The sequence below is a fragment of the Sulfitobacter sp. TCYB15 genome, assembly GCF_040435955.1.
Taxonomy (GTDB): Bacteria; Pseudomonadota; Alphaproteobacteria; order Rhodobacterales; family Rhodobacteraceae; genus Sulfitobacter; species Sulfitobacter pontiacus.
In genome coordinates this window covers 1,673,188-1,691,693 of record NZ_CP159193.1, presented here as the reverse complement: position 1 = coordinate 1,691,693, position 18,506 = coordinate 1,673,188, and the positions used below count along the sequence as shown (strand labels likewise).

At 62.5% G+C, this 18,506-nt stretch carries 16 protein-coding genes; 8 read left to right on the top strand and 8 right to left on the bottom strand.

Annotated features, from left to right (window positions below; genetic code table 11):
• Positions 1–177 precede the first annotated feature (177 nt).
• Positions 178–1,407: a sigma-54 dependent transcriptional regulator gene (locus ABM428_RS08160; protein ID WP_132996728.1), complete on the bottom strand. Its 1,230-nt coding sequence runs from the start codon at positions 1,405–1,407 to the stop codon at positions 178–180.
• Positions 1,404–3,182: an ATP-binding protein gene (locus tag ABM428_RS08155; protein WP_132997186.1), complete on the bottom strand. Its 1,779-nt coding sequence runs from the start codon at positions 3,180–3,182 to the stop codon at positions 1,404–1,406. The genes ABM428_RS08160 and ABM428_RS08155 overlap by 4 nt, the downstream gene beginning before the upstream one ends.
• Before the next feature lie 71 nt (positions 3,183–3,253).
• Here ABM428_RS08155 and ABM428_RS08150 point away from each other — a divergent pair, with 71 nt between their 5' ends.
• Complete coding sequence (locus ABM428_RS08150; RefSeq protein ID WP_132996729.1) at positions 3,254–4,438, top strand: cytochrome P450; 1,185 nt, start codon at positions 3,254–3,256, stop codon at positions 4,436–4,438.
• A gap of 24 nt (positions 4,439–4,462) precedes the next feature.
• Here ABM428_RS08150 and ABM428_RS08145 read toward each other — a convergent pair whose 3' ends face one another.
• Positions 4,463–4,924 (bottom strand): Lrp/AsnC family transcriptional regulator, encoded by a 462-nt coding sequence (locus ABM428_RS08145; RefSeq protein ID WP_005853026.1) that lies wholly within the window; start codon positions 4,922–4,924, stop codon positions 4,463–4,465.
• 141 nt (positions 4,925–5,065) lie between these two features.
• Here ABM428_RS08145 and cysG point away from each other — a divergent pair, with 141 nt between their 5' ends.
• The 6 genes from cysG (at position 5,066) to ABM428_RS08115 (ending at position 10,533) form a co-directional block, all read left to right on the top strand.
• Positions 5,066–6,460, top strand: coding sequence for a siroheme synthase CysG (gene cysG, locus ABM428_RS08140; protein ID WP_353627816.1), 1,395 nt, complete (start codon positions 5,066–5,068; stop codon positions 6,458–6,460).
• Positions 6,460–6,756 (top strand): DUF2849 domain-containing protein, encoded by a 297-nt coding sequence (locus ABM428_RS08135; RefSeq protein ID WP_005853022.1) that lies wholly within the window; start codon positions 6,460–6,462, stop codon positions 6,754–6,756. Before cysG ends, ABM428_RS08135 begins: the two co-directional genes overlap by 1 nt.
• A complete protein-coding gene (locus ABM428_RS08130) occupies positions 6,756–8,420 on the top strand; it encodes a nitrite/sulfite reductase (protein ID WP_037944050.1) in 1,665 nt (554 codons plus the stop codon). Before ABM428_RS08135 ends, ABM428_RS08130 begins: the two co-directional genes overlap by 1 nt.
• Positions 8,410–9,198 carry a phosphoadenylyl-sulfate reductase gene (locus ABM428_RS08125; RefSeq protein ID WP_005853020.1) on the top strand — a complete coding sequence of 263 codons (789 nt, stop codon included), beginning with the start codon at positions 8,410–8,412 and terminating at the stop codon, positions 9,196–9,198. Before ABM428_RS08130 ends, ABM428_RS08125 begins: the two co-directional genes overlap by 11 nt.
• Positions 9,195–9,608 (top strand): DUF934 domain-containing protein, encoded by a 414-nt coding sequence (locus tag ABM428_RS08120; protein ID WP_005853018.1) that lies wholly within the window; start codon positions 9,195–9,197, stop codon positions 9,606–9,608. The genes ABM428_RS08125 and ABM428_RS08120 overlap by 4 nt, the downstream gene beginning before the upstream one ends.
• Before the next feature lie 88 nt (positions 9,609–9,696).
• Positions 9,697–10,533 carry a ferredoxin--NADP reductase gene (locus ABM428_RS08115; protein WP_005853016.1) on the top strand — a complete coding sequence of 279 codons (837 nt, stop codon included), beginning with the start codon at positions 9,697–9,699 and terminating at the stop codon, positions 10,531–10,533.
• 111 nt (positions 10,534–10,644) lie between these two features.
• On the opposite strand, the gene ABM428_RS08110 is transcribed toward ABM428_RS08115, so the two are convergent.
• Complete coding sequence (locus tag ABM428_RS08110; protein WP_353627815.1) at positions 10,645–11,427, bottom strand: hypothetical protein; 783 nt, start codon at positions 11,425–11,427, stop codon at positions 10,645–10,647.
• A 217-nt stretch (positions 11,428–11,644) separates the two neighbouring features.
• On the opposite strand from ABM428_RS08110, the gene infC reads away from it, so the two are divergent.
• Positions 11,645–12,193, top strand: coding sequence for a translation initiation factor IF-3 (gene infC / locus ABM428_RS08105; RefSeq protein WP_037944998.1), 549 nt, complete (start codon positions 11,645–11,647; stop codon positions 12,191–12,193).
• A gap of 79 nt (positions 12,194–12,272) precedes the next feature.
• Here infC and ABM428_RS08100 read toward each other — a convergent pair whose 3' ends face one another.
• From ABM428_RS08100 to ABM428_RS08085, 4 genes are all read right to left on the bottom strand, one after another.
• A complete protein-coding gene (locus ABM428_RS08100) occupies positions 12,273–14,270 on the bottom strand; it encodes an OmpA family protein (RefSeq protein WP_353627814.1) in 1,998 nt (665 codons plus the stop codon).
• A 162-nt stretch (positions 14,271–14,432) separates the two neighbouring features.
• Positions 14,433–15,224: a xanthine dehydrogenase family protein subunit M gene (locus tag ABM428_RS08095; protein ID WP_074635066.1), complete on the bottom strand. Its 792-nt coding sequence runs from the start codon at positions 15,222–15,224 to the stop codon at positions 14,433–14,435.
• Between the two features lie 152 nt (positions 15,225–15,376).
• Entirely contained in the window at positions 15,377–17,740 is a 2,364-nt protein-coding gene (locus tag ABM428_RS08090; RefSeq protein ID WP_353627813.1) for a xanthine dehydrogenase family protein molybdopterin-binding subunit, read from the bottom strand.
• Between the two features lie 192 nt (positions 17,741–17,932).
• A complete protein-coding gene (locus ABM428_RS08085) occupies positions 17,933–18,418 on the bottom strand; it encodes a (2Fe-2S)-binding protein (protein WP_005853005.1) in 486 nt (161 codons plus the stop codon).
• Positions 18,419–18,506 lie beyond the last annotated feature (88 nt).

The following is an 18,506-nucleotide window of genomic DNA, read 5'->3' as shown; positions in this document are numbered from 1 at the left end:
AGAGCGTTATTTCGCCGACCTCACAAGGAAGAGAGGTTGAAAGATGCGGATCGCGTTAAACATATTACTTATCAAAGCGTTGGTGAATTTAGTTAAGGTTACGAACCAACGCGATGCACGCTACCTGTGCGGATAACCGCACAGCACGCAGCGCAGTTGTGCGAAAATCCGCACAGACTAGCTGCGAAAGTCCTCGGGCCGAATCCCGTAGCGGGCCAGCTTGTCATAAAAGGTCTTGCGCGGCAGTTTCAGCGCCTGCGCCGCCGCACTCGCCTGCCCCTCGGCACGGCGCAAGGCCGCGCGCAGCAGGGATTGTTCCACCTGCGCCATCTGGTCCGCCAACCCAAGATTCGCATCCGGCGTCACCTCGTCCGAGACCCCCATGACAAAGCGCATCGCCTCTGACATCAGCGCGCGCGCGTTGCCGGGCCAGTCCCGCGCCATCAGCCCCGCGATCATTTGCGGCGTCACTTCGGGCGGCTGCACGCCCGACTGCTCTGCCGCCTGATCGACGTAGCGGCGGAACATCGTAGCGATATCCTCTGGGCGTTCAGCCAGCGACGGGATGCGCACGGTCATGACCTCGAGCCGGTAATAGAGATCCGCGTGGAACTGCCCCTCGGCCACCAAAGACTGCAGCTCCCGCGCACTGCCCGCAATGAGACGCACATCGGGCACCTGCTCAAGCGCTTCGATCAGGCTCAGCTGGGTCTGCGCGGGAAGCTGCGCGACCTCGTCCAGAAACAGGCACCCGCCCGAGGCGGCGTGCAGCGCATCGCTCACATCATCGGGACTAAGCCCCGCGGCAGCACGTTTGACGAAGGGCCCTTTGGAGCGGCGCGAGGATAGGTGGATCACCTCTGCCACCTTCGAAATACCAGAGCCCGACGGGCCGGTGACCAGCACCTCGGCATTGGCCTGCGCCACGCGCCGCACCTTGTCGCGCAGCCGTTCCGACAGATCCGACGACCCGAAAATCATCCGCGCCGCCGGATCGCCAGTTTCCACGATATGCAGCAGACGACGGTTTTCCAGCACCAGCGCGCGGGTTTTCAGTGCGCGTTCGATCACAGTGACCAGCGCGGCGGGGGCGCAGGGTTTTTCAAGAAAATCAAAGGCCCCGGCCTCCATCGCGCGCACGGCCATGGGGATGTCGCCTTCGCCTGTCAGCAGGATCACCGGCAGATCGGGGTCCTGCTCATGGGCATAGGCCAGCAGGTGAAACCCGTCGCGCCCGGGCATGCGCATGTCCGACAGGATGATGCCATCGAACCGCTCGGTGATCCTATCCTTGGCAGCCACGAACGACCCCGCGGCGACAACATCAATATCGGCAAGCTCCAGCGTCTGCGCCAGCGCCTCGCGGACAGAGGCATCGTCATCGACCAAAAGAACGGTTCTGCTCATGCCTGCCCCTCCTCGTCCGTATCGGCGCGTTCCAGCGTGACAGAGAACATCGCACCGCCCGCGTCAAGGTTGGTGCCACGGATCCCCCCGCCAAAGCTTTGCACAATCCCATAGCTGATCGACAGCCCCAGCCCCATGCCCCCCATCGCACCCTCGGCACCGCCGCCCACGGTTTTGCCCACGGATTTGGTCGTGTAGAACGGGTCGAACACCTTGTCCGGCATCTCGATCCCCGGTCCGGTGTCGCGGAACTGCACCCGCACGGGGTCGGCGGGATCGATTGTGATGCTCAGCCGTTTGGTGTCGCTGCTGCTCATGGCATCGACGGCGTTGGTGATGAGGTTGACAAAGACCTGCCCCAAGCGCACCTCGCCGCCGCGCACCCAGACGGGGGCATTGGCGGGCTGGTAGTCAAGGGTCACGCCCGCGTCGCGCAGATAGCTTTGGGTCAGCTCCACGGCGCTGGCGACCACGCGGGTCACATCAACGCGGGTCTGCGGCACGCTTTCCTGCCGCGCAAAGGCCCGCAGGTTCTGGATGATCCGCGCCATCCGGTCGGCCATCTGCGAGATGCGGGTCAGGTTTTCAGCCGTCCTGTCGGGGCGGTCACGTTCAAGGAACTGCACCGCGTTTTCCGCAAAGGACCGGATCGCCATCAGCGGCTGGTTCAGCTCGTGGCTGATGCCCGCCGACATCTGGCCAAGCGCCGACAACTTGCCCGCCTGCACCAGATCCGCCTGCGCGCGGCGCAGTGCGGCCTGCGCCTCCTCGCGCTCGGTCGCTTCGCGGCGCAATTCGGTGTTGCTGGCGTTCAGTGCGGCGGTGCGTTTGGCGACCTGCCGCTCAAGCGCCGCGTTCGCCTCTGAAAGGGCGCGGCGGCGCTCGGTCGCGAGAAACAGCAGCGCGCCAAAGGCAAGGCAAAGCGCTGCCACCGCCGCCGCCTGTGCCCGTGCCAAACGTTGCGCGCCCTCGATATCCAGCAGCACCTCGCCCGTCATCCCCACCACCGGCAAGGCGCGGGTCAGATGCAAGGCGGCGTCCGGCAGATACGGCCCCCAGCCCATATGCCAGATCTCGTGGCCGCGCACGTCAGACACCGCGAAATCCAACGCCGCACCATCCGGCGGCACCAGCCCCTGCGCCGCACGGGGACGCGCCCAGAACAGCAGCTCTGACCGGTTGGCGATCTGGACGACCCCGTCGGTGTCGGTAAAGAACGCCGCCGGATTGCTGCCGCGCCAGTCATAATCGATGCCGTTCAGATCAGTCGACACGACAACGGCACCGCGCACCTGCCCGTCGGGCGCGAAGACAGGGGCGGCGTGGAAATAGGCGCGGTCGGTCAAGGGCGCGGCGGGGCCATGCCCCCAGCCAAGCGCACCGCGCAAGGCCCGCTGGACAAAGCGTTGATCCGCGCGTGGCACCCGCACCGCTTCCGCGCCAAGTGCCGCGACGATCACATCGCCGGATCGGTCAAGCACCTGTACATCCAGCGCCGTGGTCTTATCCGCGACCTCTTGCAAAAACGCCTGCGCCTCGACCGCCGGACGCCGGTCCAGCACCTGCGCCACCTGCGGGTGATCCGCCAGAAACACCGCCAGATCACGGTACCGCTGCAACTGCCCGACCAGACGGTCGCTGACCAGCGACAGATCCGCCTGCCCCCGCGCGCGCAGTTGGTCCAGTCCTTGCAGATAGGCATAGCGCCAGACCCCGCCGGAGAGGACCGACACGGTGATCAGAAACAGCACAAAGGTCGCGACGCGGCGGCGCATTCCGGAGGTCATGGCGTTATTTGGCACAGACCCGCTTGCAAAGACCAGAGCCGCAGCTATTGCTAGGCCCCATGAAAACACTGAACCTTTCCCCGCTTGATCCCGACTTCGTCCAAAACCCCTATGCCGCCTACACGCGCGCGCGTGCGCAGGGCCCCGTGCTGTTCTGGCAAGACTACGGGATGATGGCCGCTTTTGATGCGGCGACGGTGCAGGCCTTGCTACGTGACCGCCGTTTGGGCCGCGAGACCCCTGCCGACCAGCGCAAGCCCACGCCCGATCACATGCGCGACTTCTATGCGGTGGAAGACCAGTCGATGCTCGAGCTAGAGCCGCCAACCCACACCCGTCTGCGCGGGTTGGTGCTGCGTGCCTTTACCTCGCGCCGGATTGCCGGCCTCGCCCCCGAGATCGAAGAGATTGCCCAAGCCCTGCTGGCCGACCTGCCCAAGGGCGAAGCCTTTGACCTGATCCCCGCTTTTTGCACCCAACTGCCCGTGCGCATCATCGCGCGGCTGCTTGGCGTGCCAGAGGATATGTGGCCCGACCTGCTGCGCTGGTCCAATGATATGGTCGCCGTCTACCAGATCGGCCGTACCCGCGCGACCGAAGAGGCCGCCGATACCGCCGCCGCAGATTTCACCGCCTTCCTGCGCCGCTATGTCAATGAGCGTCGCCAAGACCCGCGTGACGACCTGATCACCCAGTTGATCGCTGCCGAAGAAGACGGCGAAAAACTGAGCACGGATGCGCTGATCGGCACGTGTATCCTGCTGCTGAACGCAGGGCACGAGGCGACGGTACACGCGCTTGGCAACGGGATCGCCTGCTTGCTCGAAAATAACACGCCCGCCAGCGCCCTCGCCCCCGATGCGATCAACGCCACGGTTGAAGAGATCCTGCGCTACGACCCGCCCCTGCATGTCTTTGAACGTTTCGCCTACGAGGATATCGAACTGGGCGATGTCATGCTGGAAAAGGGCCGCAAAATTGCACTGGTGCTAGGGGCCGCGGGCCGCGATCCCGCGCTTTACGACCAGCCCGATGTGTTCGACCCGACCCGTCCGGCCAAGGCCCACGCGGCCTTTGGCGGTGGTTTGCATTTCTGCGTCGGCGCGCCGCTGGCTCGGCTGGAAATGCAGATCGCGTTGCGTGCGCTTTTTGACCATGCGCCGAACCTGCAACTGGCCGAAGCACCGCGCTTTGCCAATACCTACCATTTCCACAAGCTGGAACGGTTGATGGTGACGATCTAAGTCGCGCCTCCCCGCGCCACGGCGTTACAGCGGCAGCATCGTGGTCGATTTGATCTCTTCCATCGACAGCAACGCTGTGACGTTGTGCACGCGGACCTCTGAAATCAGCGCCTGATAAAAGGCGTCATAGGCGCGGGCGTTCTTGACGCGGACCTTCAGGATATAGTCGATGTCCCCCGCCAGCCGGTGCGCTTCTTGCACTTCGGGACGGTTCTTCAACGCCTTGAGGAACGCCGCCTGCCAGTCGGCCTCGTGGGACGACGTACGGATCAAGACGAAGAAACACGCCTCGAAGCCAAGCGCCTCTGCATCCAGCACAACCGTATGCTGCCCGATCACCCCTGCCTCGCGCAGTTTACGAATCCGGTTCCACACAGGGGTCTTGGAACTGCCGACCTCGCGCGCGATATCGTCCAAGGACTGGCTGGCATCGCGTTGTAACTGCGCTAGAATTTTCCGGTCCACGTCATCGATCCGAACGTCCATTCTGCTTTTCCTTCACTCTGTGGTCTGTTGTTCTGTTTGCGCGGCTGAATGGAACGTACGTCCTTATATCCCCAGACACCTAGCGCCTTATTGGAATTATTTCCTATATAGAGCTCAAGCTAAGCGCAAGGACCGAACCACATGGATCATTTCCCAATCTACCTGTCCACCAAGGGCCAGCGCATCGTCTTGTCAGGCGGTGGCGAAGCGGCTTTGGCCAAGCTGCGCCTGCTGCTCAAGACCGAAGCCAAGATCAGCGTCTTCGCCCCGACCCCCGCGCCCGAGATCACGGCATGGGCCGATGCGGGCCGCCTGACGCTGCACACCCGCGCCCTGCGCCACGGCGATGTGCTGTGTGCGAAACTCTTCTACGCTGCCGATGAAGACGAGACCGAAGACGCCCGCACCGCCGCGATTGCGCGTGCCGAAGGGGCCTTGGTCAATATCGTCGACAATCTGCACGACAGCGCCTTTATCACCCCCGCCATCGTGGACCGTGACCCCGTGACCATCGCCATCGGCACCGAAGGCGCCGCCCCCGTGCTGGCCCGTGCGATCAAGGCCGATCTGGAAGAGCGCCTGCCCACAACGCTGGGAACACTGGCGCGGATCGGCAAGGGGTTCCGCAAGATGGCCGACGCCCTGCCCTTTGGCCGCCCGCGCCGCGACTTCTGGCGCGACTATTACTTTGCCGCCGGCCCCCGCGCCGTAGCGGATGGCAAGGCCGCCGTCGAAAACGCGCTGAACACGCTGCTGTCCGACCACCAGTCCCGCGCCGCGCGTGCCGGTCACATCGCTTTTGTCGGTGGCGGCCCCGGTGACCCCGAACTGCTGACCCTCAAGGCGCGCCGCGCATTGGACGAGGCCGATGTGGTGATTTACGACCGGCTGATCAGCCCCGAAATCCTCGAACTCGCCCGCCGCGAGGCGCTGATGATCGACGTGGGCAAGGAAGGCTTCGGCCCCTCCACCGCGCAGGAAACCATCAACGATCTGCTGGTCGAACACGCGCAGGCGGGGGCCCAGGTGGTCCGTCTGAAATCCGGCGACGCCACCATCTTTGGTCGCCTGGACGAAGAGATCGACGCCGTGGATGCCCATGGCATCGGCTGGCATATCGTGCCGGGGATCACCTCTGCCTCTGCCGCCGTCGCGACCATCGGGCAGAGCCTGACGAAACGCGGGCGCAACGCCTCTGTCCGGTTCCTGACCGGCCATGACATGAAAGGGTTCGCCGATCATGACTGGGCCGCTTTGGCCCGCCCGGGCGAGGTCGCCGCGATCTATATGGGCAAGAAATCCGCGCGGTTCATCCAAGGCCGCCTGCTGATGCACGGGGCCGATCGCAGCACGCCTGTCACGCTGGTCGAAAACGCCTCGCGCGCGGATCAGCGGATTGTCGAGACCACGCTGGGCCGTCTGCCCACCGACCTTGGCGCGGCCAATCTGACCGGCCCCGCCCTGACTTTCTATGGGCTGGCACCCCGTGCCGCCGCCCGCGCCACCACCGAATTGTTTCAAGAGGAGATGGCATAATGGCCAAGCCCTTCACCCCCAAAGTCGTCACCGCCAATGCCTTGCTGGAAGGCGACGTGATCTACCAGACCGCCACCGGCTGGACCCGCAAACTGGAAGAGGCCGAAGTCCTGACCGACGAGGCCGTCGCCGATGTGCGTCTGATCGATGCGATCCAGCAAGCAGACCTGACCGTCGGGGCCTATCTGGCCGATGTCGACACCAGCACAGACACACCCAAGCCATCGCATTTCCGCGAAGCATTCCGCGCCAAGGGTCCAAGCAACTACACCCACGGCAAGCAGGAGGTTCAATAATGTACAGCTACACCGAATTTGACGATGCCTTCATCGCCGAACGCAATGCACAGTTCCGCGCACAGGTCGAACGCCGCATCGACGGCTCCCTGACCGAGGATGAATTCAAGCCCCTGCGCCTGATGAACGGGCTCTATCTGCAGCTGCACGCCTATATGCTGCGGGTCGCGATCCCCTATGGCACGCTCAGCAGCCGCCAGATGCACAAGCTGGCCGATATTGCTGCCAAATGGGATAAGGGCTACGGCCATTTTACCACGCGCCAGAACATCCAGTACAACTGGCCCCAGCTGCGTGATGTCCCCGATATGCTGGACGCGCTGGCCGAAGTGAACATGCATGCCATTCAGACCAGCGGCAACACCATCCGCAACGTGACCGCCGACCATTTCGCCGGTGCCGCCGCGGATGAAATCGCCGATCCGCGCCCCGTGGCCGAACTGATCCGGCAGTGGTCCACCGACCACCCCGAATTCCAGTTCCTGCCGCGCAAGTTCAAGGTCGCTGTCTCTGGCGCGCCCCATGACCGTGCGGTGATCAAGGCCCATGATATCGGCCTGCAAATCGTCGAGAAAGACGGCGAGATCGGCTATCAAGTCATCGTCGGCGGTGGCCTTGGCCGGACCCCGATGATCGGCAAGGTGCTTTATGACTTCGTCAGCTCCGAAGACCTGCTGCCCACGCTCGAGGCCATTGTCTCGGTCTATAACCTGTTGGGCCGCCGCGATAATAAGTACAAAGCGCGTATCAAGATCACCGTGCATGAGAACGGCATCGACGACATCCGCGCACGGGTGGACGCCCGCTATGCGTTGATCCGTCCGCAGTTCACCGGCGTCGACCAGCAGATGCTGTCGCGGATCGAGGCGGATTTCGCCAGCCCGACGTTCAAGACCGCCCCGACGGACGCTTATACTGCTGCCTATGACAGCGATCCCGTGTTCAAAAGTTGGGCCGACACCAACCTGACCGACCACCGCGATCCGTCCTACGCGATCGTGTCGATCAGCCTCAAGGCCCACGGCAAGACCCCGGGCGACGCCACTGCCGAACAGATGCACCGTATGGCTGAACTGGCGGCCGAGTACGGCCATGACGAACTGCGCATCAGCCACGAGCAGAATGTGATCCTGCCCCATGTGCACCGCGGCGACCTGCCTGCGCTGCACGCGGCGTTGAAAGAGGTCGGCCTTGCCACGGCCAATATCGGCCTGATCAGCGATATCATCGCCTGCCCCGGCATGGACTACTGCGCGCTGGCCACAGCCCGCTCGATCCCGATTGCCCAGGAAATCGCGACCCGCTTTGACGAGCTGAAGCTGGAACACGATGTCGGTCCGCTCAAGATCAAGATCTCGGGCTGCATCAATGCCTGCGGCCACCACCACGTGGGCCACATCGGGATTCTCGGGCTCGACCGCGCCGGTGTCGAAAACTACCAGATCACTCTGGGCGGTGACGGCACCGAAAACGCCGCCATCGGAGAGCGCGCCGGTCCGGGTTTTTCCGCCGACGACATTATTCCGGCGATTGAACGGTTGGTAAAAGGCTACCTCGACCTGCGCAGCGACGCGGGCGAGACCTTCTTGCAAACCTATCGTCGCCTCGGTCTTGCCCCGTTCAAGGCCGTCCTCTACCCGGAAGCACAAGCCAATGCCGCGTGATCAACTGACACTTCCAAATGGGGAAAAAATCCTCCCCGAAGGGCCGGACCGCGTCGCAGCGCTGACCCGTCAGGTGGAAAAGCTGAACGATGGCCTGCGCCATCACAGCGCCACCGACGTGCTGCGTGCCGCGATCGATAACGTGCCCAATCTGGCGCTTGTCTCAAGCTTCGGGGCGGAATCCGTCGCCCTGTTGCACCTTGCCTCTATGGTGAAACGCGATCTGCCGGTGTTGTTCATCGACACAGAGATGCTCTTTGCTGAAACGCTGGTCTATCAGCAAGAGCTGAGCGAACGGTTGGGGCTGCGCAATGTGCAGACGATCCGGGCGCAGGACGTGGCAGAGAAAGACCCCGACGGGACGCTGCATCTGCGCGACCCGGACGCCTGCTGTGCCTTCCGCAAGACCGTGCCCCTGCAGCACGCGCTAGAGGGGTTCGACGGTTGGATCACGGGGCGCAAGCGGTTCCAGTCCGGCACCCGCGCCAGCCTGCCGTTCTTCGAGGTCGAAACCCCCGCCGATGCGCCTGCGCGGATCAAGGTGAACCCGCTGGCCCATTGGCAGGCCTCCGACGTGTCGGATTATATCGACGAGAACCGCCTGCCCCGTCACCCGCTGGTGGCTCAAGGCTACCCCAGCATCGGTTGCGCCCCCTGCACCACCAAGGTGAAACCGGGCGAAGACCCCCGCGCCGGCCGCTGGAGAAACATTGAAAAAGAAGAATGCGGCATCCATTTTGTCGATGGCAAGATGGTCCGCACAGGAGCAAAGACATGACACAGTTGATCAATGATCAGGGGTTTGTGGCGGATGATTTCGCCACGCCCTACGCCCCCTTCGATGCTGCTGAAGGCGTAGAAGCCGGTGCGACCGCCCTTGACGTGCCCTCTGACGTGCAGCCGGAAACGATCCCTGTTGATGGTGCGATCTCGATGATCCGCGTGGCCTTCCCCAGCTCGGCCGACGGGCGCGGCTTTACCATCGCGCGCCAGCTGCGCTTGCGCGGCTACACCGGACGGCTGCGCGCACATGGGCATGTGATTGCGGACCAATACGCCATGGCGCGCCGGTCGGGCTTTGACGAGGTCGAGATCCCCGATGATCTGGCCGCGCGTCAACCGCAGGACCAATGGCTGGCCCGTGCAAACTGGCAAGAGCATAATTATCAGGCGCGTCTGCGCGGCTGATCGGGGTTTTCGCCCCAAGATGCTTTCCCTGCCCCCTCCCTTCCCCTAGAGAAAGGCTGCGTGCCGCGATCCGCGCGTAGATGAAATTATGACCGAGCAGAATGTAGTGACCCAAACCGACGCCAAACCCGTACCCACGTTGCCTGACGCGCAGACCGTGACTTCTGTCAAACACTGGACGGACCGGCTGTTTTCCTTCCGCGTGACCCGCCCTGCGTCCTTGCGCTTTCGCTCGGGCGAGTTTGTGATGATCGGCCTGATGGGCGATCCGCACCCCGAGACCGGCAAGCAAAAGCCGCTGCTGCGCGCCTATTCCATCGCCTCGCCCTCCTGGGACGAAGAGCTGGAGTTCTATTCGATCAAGGTGCAGGACGGCCCGCTGACCTCGAAGCTGCAACACATCCAGCCCGGCGACCAGATCATCCTGCGGCCTAAGCCCGTCGGCACGCTGGTGCATGACGCGCTGCTGCCCGGCAAACGTCTGTGGCTTTTCGCCACCGGCACAGGCTTTGCACCCTTTGCCTCGCTGCTGCGCGAACCGGAGACCTACGAGAAATTCGACCAGATCATCATGACCCACACCACCCGCGATGTGGCCGAGCTTGACTATGGCCGCACGCTGGTCGAGAGCCTTGCCGATGATCCGCTGATCGGCGAGATGATCGGCGACAAGCTGGTCTATTACCCCACCACCACCCGTGAACAAAGCCCCAAGATGGGCCGCATCACCAATCTGCTGCAGGACGGCACGGTGTTCAAAGACCTCGGCATCGACGGGATCAGCGCCGACACCGATCGCGGCATGGTCTGCGGGAGCCTTGAATTCAACAAGGATATCAAGGACGTGCTTGAAGGTTTCGGGCTAGAGGAAGGGGCGAACTCCGACCCCAAACACTACGTCGTTGAAAAGGCCTTTGTCGGCTGATCCGACGCAGCGGTGCCCTTGCATGGGGCACCACAGATAAAACAAAAGCCGCGCTCTCTTTCGAGGCGCGGCTTTTTCATGTCTGGCGGATCGGTATTGCGTGGGCCGCGCTTAAAGCGCCAGCGCCTCGCGGATCCGTGCGAGGATCGCGCGCAGGGCATCGGGGTTTTCACCGGCGGTGACCAGCCCTTGCTTCAGCAGCGCTTTTTGCGTGGCGGGCAGATCAGAAGTGTCGATCATGGTTTGCACCTTCTCCAGATCAAAGCCATCGACGGTGGTCAACTGCTCTGGCGTATTGGCATCGGCGGTGACGTCGGCCTGAACTTCTGTATCGGCTGCAGCCCCTGCATCTGTGCTCGCCTGTGCATCTGTCGCGGCGACGGCGGCGGCTTCTTCCTCTTGAACCGCTGCGGCGTCTGCTTCGGCTTGCGGGTCAGCGGCGGGTGCCGTGCCCGCTTGTGTGGTGCTGGCGGCATCGCTTGCCTCTGCATCGCTGGCAGCCATGGCATCGGCCTCTGCGCTGGTGGAAACCTCCGCGTTTCCTTCTGCGGTATCATTCGCCGCTTGCGTTGCATCCTCGGCGATCTGCTTGCCCGCGTTCATGGCATCCTCGCCCGCCTCTGCCGCGGCGTCGGCAACATCCTCGGCTGCTTCCGACAGCGCGTCGGCTGCGGTATTCGCGGCCTCCGTGGTGGCTTCTACCGCCTCGGTCACTGCGCCCTCTGTCGCCTCGACAGCGTCGCCCACAGCTTCGGTCGCACTTTCCAGCGCGGCGGGAGCATTGACGGCATCCGACGCATCGGTCGCAATCTCCTGGACCGAACGGCCCGAATACAACATGTACGCGCCAAGCGCGATCACCCCTGCGATGACAATCCAGATGAGGTTTTTCATGATGCTGTGGTTCCTTTGAACTTTGTTAATCCCCTGCTGCACATACTATATGCCAACACATAGCGTCAAATGCGCGATACGCTGCTTCCCCTTGGGTAAATCCCCCAAAAATACGCGGTTTTACCCTGTATATGCGCCATTTTGCGACTTGAAGAAGACCATGAGCAGGTTTACCTTCCGTGCTCGACATCAGTACAACAATCAAAGGACGACCATCATCGCTCGCAGACCGCATAACGCGCCGCCGCAAAGAGACACCGGCCCGCGCATCAACGAAAATATCCGCGCCAACGAAATCCGCCTGATCGGTGCGGATGGGGAAAACGTCGGCGTCGTGACACCGGATCGCGCCATGGAAATGGCTGTTGATGCCGGACTTGATCTGGTCGAGATTTCGCCCAATGCCAACCCGCCCGTGTGCAAGATCATGGACTTTGGCAAATTCAAGTATGAGACGCAAAAGCGTGAAGCCGAAGCGCGCAAGAAGCAAAAGATCATCGAGATCAAAGAGGTCAAGTTCCGCCCGAACACCGATACCAATGACTATGACGTCAAGATGCGTAACGTGTTCAAGTTCCTCGACAATGGGGACAAGGTAAAGATCACGCTGCGGTTCCGCGGCCGTGAGATGGCCCACCAGAACCTCGGCCGCGAGCTGCTTGAACGCGTTGCCGAAGACACCAAAGAGGTTGGCCGCGTTGAAAACTTCCCGAAGATGGAAGGCCGCCAGATGGTCATGCTCATCGGGCCGCTGCCAAGCAAATAATTCCGGGTCTTTCAGTCCCGAGACGCAAAAAGCCCCCGCAGTTTCCTGCGGGGGCTTTTCTATGTCTTGACGGTCGCGGTTACTGACGCAGCAGACCTGTGATGTTGCGTACAACCGCACGACGGTTGGCGGGTTCGGCGGTCTCGGTCGGTACTTTCAACGCGCTTTCACCGTAGCCTTGGGTGATCAGGTTGGCTGGCGGCACGTCAAAATACTCGGTCAGGGCCAATGCAACGGTTTCGGCACGACGGTCAGACAGCGCGAGGTTGTAGCCCGCATTGCCAACCGCATCGGTGTGCCCTTCCACAAGGATCACAGTGCGTGGATCATCCTTGATGGCATTGCTGATCGCGGTCCCGATCTTGGACAGCGCACGGGCCTGTTCAGGCTGGATTGCAGCCGACCCTGTGGCGAAACGCACAGCGTCCAGCTCGATCTCCGGGGCTAGGGCACGGACCTGACGGACATCACGCACCTGACGCAGCGAATACCGCTGGGCCTGATCGCCACGCAACTGTGTTTGCAACGCAGCACGCAGCGCTTCCTCGTTTTGCTGGCTGGCCAGCGTATTGGCTTGCGGACGGACCTGAGGCAGCTCGTTCACCACGATACGCTCTTCGGCTTGGGTGTCATCGAACAGCACATATTCATTGCCCTGTGGATCGACGTTGATCCGGCGCAATACGGTGCCGTCCCGACCCAGAATGGTCACGATCTTGCTGCCGTTAGGCTTGATCACAGTGGTACGCGAAGAACCGTCGTTGAACGTCTCGCGGCGGACTTCGTCACCGGCCTGACGCACAAGCGCATCATCGTCTTTCAAAACGCGCAGATCCCCATTCGGATCTTCAACAACCAGACGGTCACCCGAGTTGCTCACGACCTTCGAGCCGTTGTTCAGGATCGACCCGACAGCCACGGCACCGATGCCGACAAGCAGGGCTTTCTCGAACTTGCTCAGCCCGTCGTCGTCATCCTTTTTGGCTTGCGTATTGGCTTCGGCAGAGGTGTCACCGGTGACGGCCGTCGAAAATTCTTCGCTCGAGGCGCGCGTGTCTTCTTCGGTGATCTCTTCTACCACAACGTCGGCCTTGGCTTCACCGCTGTCAGCAGCGGCGGCGGCTTCGGCAGCAGCGGCTGCATCAGCGGCGCGCTGTTCCTGACGGGCTTCTTCCGCAGCCTGTTCGGCGGCAAGATCAGCGGCGATCTGCTCTTCCGTTTGCTGCTGGGTTTCGGCCTCGGCCTGCGTTTCAGTGTCGGAAGAGCTGTCTGCCGGCACGTCGGTCTCGGCTTGGGTTTCTTCGGTCGACTCAGTCTCTGCCGGCTCTGCCTGAGCTTGCGCCTCTGCCTCTACGCCAGCATCGCTTTCAGCGGCAGGGGTATCTGCCTGTGTCTCGGCAGACTGCGCTTCAGGGCTTTCCGAGGTTTCGGCAGCCGCAGCGGCGTCTTGCTCTGCCTCCGCTTCGGCTGCGGCCTTGGCTTCAGCGTCTGCGGCGATCTGTGCCGCGACCGCATCCTCACGCTCTGCTTCGGCCTGCGCTTCGGCGGCAGCAGCTTCCTCTGCCTCGGCGGCTTGCGCGTCTGCAGCGGCCTGAGCTTCGGCGGCCTCTTGTTCAGCGGCCTGCGCGGCGGCGGCGGCTTCTGCATCGGCTGCAGCTTGCGCCTCAGCAGCTTCTGCTTCAGCGGCAGCGGCGGCGGCCTCTGCGTCGGCAGCGGCTTGCTCTTCCGCGGCGGCTTGGGCTTCTGCGGTGGCAGCGGCTTCGGCCTCGGCGGCGGCGGCAGCCTGCTCTTCCGCGGCGTCTACAGTTTCAGCGGCGGCTTCTGCATCGGGCTCGGCTTGCGCTTCGGTCTGGGCTTCCGCCTCAAGACCAAGGGCCTGCGCCAAATCGCCGTCGGCACGCAATGTCATCATCTGATCCGCATCCGCCACGACACTGCCGTCAGGCAGCACGCATGGGAACACAGTTTGCTCCCCTTCGGCCACGCAGCTTTCTGTTGTCTGGGCAAAACCACCTGTGGGCAAAGCCAGCGCCACACACATGGTCAAAGAGGTCGTCGATTTCAAAAGTTTATACATTCCTAATCCTCACGGGGTTATGGACGCCGTTCGGGCAGCGTTACGGCACAACACCGGTGCTGCAAAATCGTTCCCAACACTGCGCAAGTGATAATCATCCAGACAGCAAAAAACCGCCCCAAGGCTTCCCAAGGGGCGGTTTTCATTGAAGTATCCAGCCGCTTAGGTCAGCGCGGCAACTGCCCGTTTTGTCATCACAGCAACCAGATGCGCACGGTAGTCACCACTGCCGTGTAGATCGCTGATCATGCCGTCCCCGGGCAGGCTCAACCCCGACAGGGCATCCACGGCAAAGTTCCCGCTCAGCGCGGCTTCTGCGTCGCTCCACCGGAAGACGCCATCCTCCGACGCCCCCGTCACAGCGACCCGCACACCATCAGCGAATTTTGCCACAAACACGGCCACCAGCGGGAAGCGCGAGGCAGGTTGGATGAATTTCTCGTAATGCGCCTTCTCGGGGATCGGGAAACGCACTTCGGTGATGATCTCGCCCTCGTCCAGAGCAGTGGCGAACATCCCCTCAAAGAAATCATCCGCCGCGATCTCGCGCGCGTTGGTCACGATCGTCGCACCGCTGGCAAGCACCCCTGCCGGATAACAGGCCGAGGGGTCGTTATTCGCGACCGATCCGCCGATGGTGCCACGGTTGCGCACGGCCGGATCTCCGATCCGCGCGGCCAGACTGGCCAGTCCGGGGTAATGCGCCTCTGCCTCTTTGGCGACGGTCGCATGTACGGTACCCCCACCGATGCACAGGCGACCGTCATCGCCCATACGCACGCCGCGCATGTCCTCGATCCCGCTCAGCGACACCAGAACCGACGGCATCGCCAAGCGCGCCTTCAGCGTGGGGATCAGCGTTTGCCCGCCACTTAGCGGTTGCGCCTCGTCCTGCCCCAATGCCGAGACCGCCTCGGCCACTGTCGCGGGTTTCACTACATCAAAATCATACATCTTGCGTCCTTCCAGTCTCAGAGCGGGCCTTGGCCTCTGCGCTGCTCTTCATTTTGCCAATAAACTCCGGGGGCGCGGGGGCTGGCCCCCGCTGCACCTATTTTTTTCGCGCCACGGCGCGAAGATGCAGCCCCCCGCCTTGTCTCATCCTCTTAACCGTTCATCGCCGCCCAAACCCGCGCCGGTGTGACAGGCATGTCGATATGCCCGACATCCTTACCGCCCGATCGCATGGCGTCCAACACCGCATTCACCACCGCAGGCGGCGACCCGATGGCCCCTGCCTCACCGCAGCCTTTCACGCCCAGGGGGTTGTGCGTACAGGGCGTCTGGCACGAATGGTCAACGGTATAGAACGGCAGATCGCTGGCCCGTGGCATCGCGTAATCCATGTAGGACGCGCTAAGCAACTGACCGTCGCTGTCATAGGCGCAATTCTCCATCAGCGCTTGCCCGATGCCTTGCGCGATCCCGCCGTGGACCTGACCGCTGACGATCATCGGGTTGACGATATTGCCAAAGTCATCCGCCGCCGCAAAACGGTCAATGGTGACATGGCCGGTTTCTGGGTCCAACTCGACCTCGCAGGCATAGGCACCGGACGGATAGGTAAAGTTCGACGGATCGTAGAAAGCCGTCTCCTCCAGACCGGGCTCGATATCCTCCAGCGGGTAGTTATGCGGCACATAGGCAGCCAGCGTCACATCCCCCCAAGCAACGGATTTATCCGTCCCCGCCACGGTAAAGGCCCCGTCTTTCAGCTCGATATCCCCTTCCGAGGCTTCCAGCAGGTGCGACGCGATCTTGGTGGCCTTGGCGATGATCTTCTCTGTCGCGCGGACCATGGCCGACCCGCCAACCGCAAGGGAGCGCGAGCCGTAGGTGCCCATCCCCATCGGGGTGTTGGCCGTGTCGCCATGCACGATCTCGACCATCTCTTCGGGGATACCGATCATCTCGGCGATCACCTGCGGGAAGGCGGTTTCATGCCCCTGCCCGTGGCTGTGGCTGCCGGTCATCACGACCAGACCGCCCGTGGCATTGACCCGCACGGTGGCGGATTCATACAGACCCGCCCGCGCGCCAAGCTGCCCCACAAGGTTCGAGGGCGCGATGCCGCACGCCTCGATATAACAGTTCACGCCGAACCCACGCAGCTTGCCCTTGGCCTCGCTTTCCTTGCGGCGCGCGTCGAAACCGGCGAAATCGGCGATCTCTTCAAGCTTGTCCATCGTGGCCACATAATTGCCCGTGTCATATTCCACCGCGACCGGCGTGGCATAGGGGAATTCGGTGATGAAATTCTGTCGCCGCAAGGCAATCGGGTCGACCCCAAGCTCATGGGCGCATTTATCCACCAGCCGTTCCAGCTGATAAGTCGCTTCTGGCCGGCCCGCGCCGCGATAGGCATCGACGGGCACGGTATTGGTAAACACGGCCTTTACGTTCACATAGATGAGCGGCGTCTTGTAGTTGCCCGCCATCAAGGTGCCGTGCAGCCATGTGGGCACCGACGGCGCGAAGGTCGACAGGTAAGCCCCCATATTCGCGTAAGTGTCCGTGCGCAGCGCGGTAAAGTTATTGTCCGCGTCCAGCGCCATCTGGATCTTGGTCACATGGTCGCGCCCGTGGGCGTCGGACATGAAGGCCTCGGACCGGCTGGAGGTCCATTTCACCGGACGGTTACAGGCTTTGGCGGCAAAGGTGCAGAACGCCTCTTCCTGATAGTGGAAAATCTTGGTGCCGAAACCGCCGCCCACATCGGGGGCCACGACGCGCAGCTTGTGTTCGGGGATGCCCAGAACAAAGGCCCCCATCAGCAGGCGGATCACATGGGGGTTCTGGCTGGTGGTGTAAAGCGTATGATCGCCTGTCCCGCGTGCATAGTCGCCGACGGCGACGCGCGGCTCCATCGGGTTGGCGACCAGACGGTTGTTGACCAGTTCCAGCGTGGTGACATGGGCCGCGTCGTCAAAGGCCTTGTCCACGGCGGCCTTGTTCTCTTCGACAAAGCCCCAATCGTAGCAAAGGTTCGAGGTAAGATCGTCATGAACCTTGGGCGCGCCTTCCTGCACGGCCTGCTTCATATCGACGACGGCGGGCAGATCGGTGATATCGACGACGATCGCCTCTGCCGCATCGCGGGCCTGCGACAGGGTTTCCGCCACGACGGCCGCAATCGGTTCGCCTACGTGTCGGACCTTGCCTTCGGCCAGCACGGGGTGGCGCGGCTCTTGCATGGGCTCGCCATGCTTGTCCGTGACCTGCCAGCCGCAGGGGATCGACCCGACCTCGGCGAAATCAGCACCGGTAAAGATCTTCACGACCCCCGGCATCCCCTCTGCCGCGGATGTATCGACCGAATTCAGCACCCCATGGGCGATATCCGAGCGCAGAAAGAACACATGCGCCTGTCCGTGCAGGTTGATATCGTCGGTATAATTCCCCTCACCGGTCAAAAACCGGATATCCTCGCGCCGCTTGCTGCTGGCACCAATTCCGCCGTCCTTTGGCATGGTCAATTCCTCCCTATGGGGCACGGATCGGGTCCGCACCGTCGTATGTGGCTTTTGCGTTTGGCTTTATTCTTATGTCGTCAATCTATGGGTTGCTGCGGTTCCCCGTTTGCGTGGGAAAGCGCGGTTTTCAGAATGGGTGCGCCGTGTCCTCCCGCCCCTGCATCAACAGGGCCGCACGTCGCACGGTGGTTATTCGGCAGCCAGCGCGCTGACGTCCTGACCGGATGCGGCCATGATCGCCTTGACGATGTTATGGTAACCGGTGCAGCGGCAGATATTGCCGTCCAGATAGTGCCGGACCTCTGCCTCGGTCGGCTTGGGGTTGTCTTTCAGCAGCGCCGAGGCCGACATGATCATGCCCGGTGTACAAAAGCCGCATTGCAGCCCGTGGTGGTCCTGAAACGCCTGTTGGATCACTGTCAGCGATCCATCGGGGTTGGCCATGGATTCGATCGTCTTGACCTCGGCCCCGTCCGCTTCGACCGCGAGCATGGTGCAGGCCTTGACCGCCTCGCCGTTGACATGAACCACGCAGGCCCCGCACTGGCTGGTGTCGCAGCCGATATGCGTGCCGGTCAGGCTCAGGTTTTCGCGCAGGAATGACGCCAGCAACGTGCGCCCTTCGACGGCACCGGATGCAGGTTTGCCGTTCACGGTCATTTTGACCTCGGTCATGATGTTCCTCCCGTTTTATGTCATGTGTTGGGTCGAGTTAAGCACGCCAAAGGGGCGTTGAGAACAGAAATTTTTCGCATGGGTTGAA